The following is a 3,800-nucleotide window of genomic DNA, read 5'->3' as shown; positions in this document are numbered from 1 at the left end:
ATTCTATGATGTGAAAAAAGGCTCTGTAAAGGTAGACGGAATTGATGTTCGTGATGTTTCTCTCAGATCCCTTAGAAATGAAGTCGGCGTCCTAATGCAGGATCCATTTATTTTCAAGGGGTCAATCATCGACAATATTCGTTACGGAAAATGGGATGCTACAGATGAAGAATGTATGGAAAGTGCCAAGCTTATTCATGCAGACAGGTTTATAAATCGTTTTTCGGGTGGATATTATCACATGCTGGAGGAACGCGGCGCTGATCTGTCAGCAGGAGAGAGACAGCTTATCAGTTTTGCAAGAATTGTCCTTAAAAATCCTTCGATCATTATAATGGATGAAGCTACAAGTGCTATTGATACAGATACAGAAATGATCATAAAAGAAGCTCTGGATGAGCTTACCAGAGACAAAACTACGTTTATTGTAGCTCACAGGCTTTCAACAATTAAAAATGCTGATGAGATCCTTTATATCGGAGATAGAGGAATACTTGAATCCGGTAGTCATGAAGAGCTTATAAGAAAGAGGGGGTATTATTATGATCTTGCAAGTATCTGAGACAGAATCTGTTAAAAAGAATATAGAGAACAACTTTCGAAAGAAGGACAATTCTTAACTAATAACTTAAACAATCAAAAGGGGATTTTAAAGGCATTGAATGATACTTGGCGGTGAAACAGTGGTACATCTTAAAGGAAATGGCCTTGGAGGCCGTAACCTGGAGATAAATTGATGAAAAGCAGCTTATTCTACAAGGCTTTTAATTATATCTATGTACTGTAATGTGAGTTTTGAAGGACGTATAGCAGTTGGAAGAATATAGCCTATTTCCATGTAATCATCAACCTTTAATTGCTTTGCGATGATATTGGGACCATTTAATTCTTCGCTTATTACACCACTACATATCGTATAGCCATTTAATCCGATAAGCATATTAAAAAGGGTGGCTCGATCACAGACGATAAGTTCCTTATCACTATCTAAAGTGCTAAGTATTTCTTCTGAAAAATAAAAGGAATTATGACTGCCTTGTTCATAGGAAAGTCGTGGATATGGTTTTAAATCTTCAGGTTTTAATGATTTCTTTTTAGATAAGGGGCTGTTTTTTCCAATAAAAACATGAGGCCTTGCTGTGAATAAGGGTTCAAATGACAGACCATTATCACGCAGGGCTTTTCTTATTACTGTTTCATTAAATTTGTTCAAATATATAATTCCGATCTCACTTCTAAGATGGGTGACATCATTAATGATTTCATATGTCTGAGTTTCTCTCATGTGGAATTCATACTTCTCTTTACCGAAATCTTTTAAAAGCTTTACAAAGGCTTCTACCACGAAGGAATAGTGCTGAGAGGAAACAGAAAAGCGCTGCTTGATAGTCTCCTTGCCAGTATACCTTGCGTTTATAAGCGCGGTTTGTTCAAGGACTTGCCTTGCATATCCCAGGAACTCGTCACCTTCTTTGGTTATTTCAATTCCTTTGTTAGAGCGGGAAAAGAGGGTGATATCATATTCTTTTTCCAATTCATGAATGGCTGATGTGAGACTGGGCTGAGCAATGAAAAGCTTTTGCGCAGCCTCTGTAATATTGCCTGTTTCAGCTACAGTTACTGCATATTGAAGCTGTTTAAGTGTCATAGGAATCGGCCTTCCTTTTCAATAGGATTTTATATACTATATCATGTGTCCATAGAAAAAATCTATGGGAATATACATATTTTATATATTTTTCCTGATAGCTGCGAGGGGCTATAATTCAGTCAATTACTGGCAAGGGAGGAAGTTAAAATGAGTAAAGTTACAACACCATGCAGATATGATTTTGTAGGAAGTTTTTTAAGACCACAGCGCCTTAAGGATGCAAAGGCAGATTTTGCAAACGGAAAAATCAGTCAGACAGAATTAGATCTAATTGTAAATGATGAGATCACAAAGGTTGTGAATAAGCAGAAGGAATTGGGATTTCATGTGATCACAGATGGCGAATTCAGAAGAACCTTCTGGCATCTTGATTTTATGTGGGGATTTGAAGGAGTAGCACATGAGGCAACAGGTAACGGTGTTGCTTTTGATGCAGAGCTTGCAGTACTTGATGATACTTATCTTGTTGGAAAGATTAAGGCAAAAGCTCATCCTTTTGTAGAGTATTATAAGTTTTTGAAACAGTTTGAGGATGAAAATACTGTTGCGAAGTATACTATTCCAGCACCGGCTCAGACATTTCAGCAGATGATAGTTCCTGCAAATTATGAGACAACGAGAAAATTTTATTCTACAAATGAAGAGTTGATCGAAGATATCGCAAATGCATATAAAGATGTAATTAATCAGTTTTATGAGGCAGGATGCCGCAATCTTCAGTTTGATGACTGCACCTGGGGAGCAATTGTAGGTGATGCTGCAAAACAAAGATATGCTTTACTTGGAATTGATATTGAAGAAGTCAAAAAGCAGCTTCTTGAGGTTAACAACAGGTCACTGGAAGGAAAGCCTGAGGATATGGTAATTACTTCACATATTTGTCGAGGAAACTATCATTCTACATTCTTTGCAAGTGGATCTTATGATTCTGTTGCAGATTATGTATTTGCGAAGGAAAACGTAGATTCGTTGTTCCTTGAATATGATGATGAAAGATCAGGTGGATTTGAACCTCTTGAAAAAGTTTCTAAGGATAAAAAAGTAGTTCTCGGACTTATCACAACCAAAACACCTGAGCTGGAAGATAAGGAGACGATAATCAATAGAATCCATGAAGCAGCTAAGTATATTCCCTTAGACAGACTTTGCCTTAGCCCCCAGTGCGGATTTGCATCCTGCGAGATTGGAAACAAGCTTACAGAAGAGCAGCAGTGGGACAAGCTTAGACTTGTTAAGGAGATAGCAGAGAAAGTGTGGGGAGAATAAGTTTACAACCATGTGAAAATCCAGCATCTAAAGGTAATGGGTTTTCTGACTGAAACATAATATGACGTAAGGGTCAAAAGTCATTTCGATTCGAGCTTGCTCGAAATCGAATATGAATTTATGACCCGCAAAACATGAGCAAAGTAGCACGTAGTGCGGATTTGCGAATCTTTTAGGATTGTGAGAGTTTCGAAGAAACGGAACAATCCGTTAGTCATAAGGTGTCAAAAGGAACTTTTGACACCTACCTCATAATATTATTCATAAGTATATTTAAGATATACAAGTTAAACTCGCAAAAGCTTCGCTTTTTGCTTGTTATAAAATCACTGCTGACGCAGTTCTACGGGTACGGGGCTTATAACCCCGCACCCGAAATCAAGATATTCCCACCACCTAAAGGTGATGGGTTATCTTGATCATTTTATATATAACATAAGCATACATAATTATTATAAAAAATAATTATAAAAAGATTGCTGGAGACTATATCAGCGATCTTTTTGTTTTATTAAAAAAAATATAATGCTATTTAATACATAAAGAACACTTAATGTTAAACTCGCAAACGCTTCGCTTTTTGCTCGTTATAAAATCGCGCTGACGCAGTTCTACGGGTACGGGGCTTATAAACCCCGCACCCAAAATCAAGATATTCCCACCACCTAAAGGTGATGGGTTATCTTGATCATTTTATATATACTACACTAAAACTTCGTACATAGAGATTAGTTCTTTACTGGCAATTTGATTTCCTTAGACATTTAACAAATGATATTTTTGACTTAACCATAATTTATTAACTGCCAAGTTATCAAATATGCATAGATCATAGGTGTTTACAAAATGGGAAGTATGAGTAATATATCCAATGAATAAATCT

General features: G+C 36.7%; 3 protein-coding genes. 2 read left to right on the top strand and 1 reads right to left on the bottom strand.

Features of this window, described 5'->3' with window-relative positions:
* A partial coding sequence (locus tag K6G87_RS13305; RefSeq protein WP_296838224.1) for an ATP-binding cassette domain-containing protein occupies nucleotides 1-562 on the top strand: 562 nt, incomplete at its 5' end.
* A gap of 186 nt (nucleotides 563-748) precedes the next feature.
* Here the strand turns inward: K6G87_RS13305 and K6G87_RS13300 are convergent.
* Nucleotides 749-1,648, bottom strand: a complete 900-nt coding sequence (locus K6G87_RS13300) for a LysR family transcriptional regulator (RefSeq protein WP_296838221.1) — start codon at nucleotides 1,646-1,648, stop codon at nucleotides 749-751.
* 150 nt (nucleotides 1,649-1,798) lie between these two features.
* Here K6G87_RS13300 and K6G87_RS13295 point away from each other — a divergent pair, with 150 nt between their 5' ends.
* A complete protein-coding gene (locus tag K6G87_RS13295; RefSeq protein WP_296838218.1) occupies nucleotides 1,799-2,917 on the top strand; it encodes a 5-methyltetrahydropteroyltriglutamate--homocysteine S-methyltransferase in 1,119 nt (372 codons plus the stop codon).
* The last annotated feature ends 883 nt before the right edge of the window (nucleotides 2,918-3,800 follow it).

This window comes from Butyrivibrio sp., from assembly GCF_024699075.1.
Note: the sequence above shows the minus strand (reverse complement) of the source record. Positions and strands in the feature narration are given on the sequence as shown.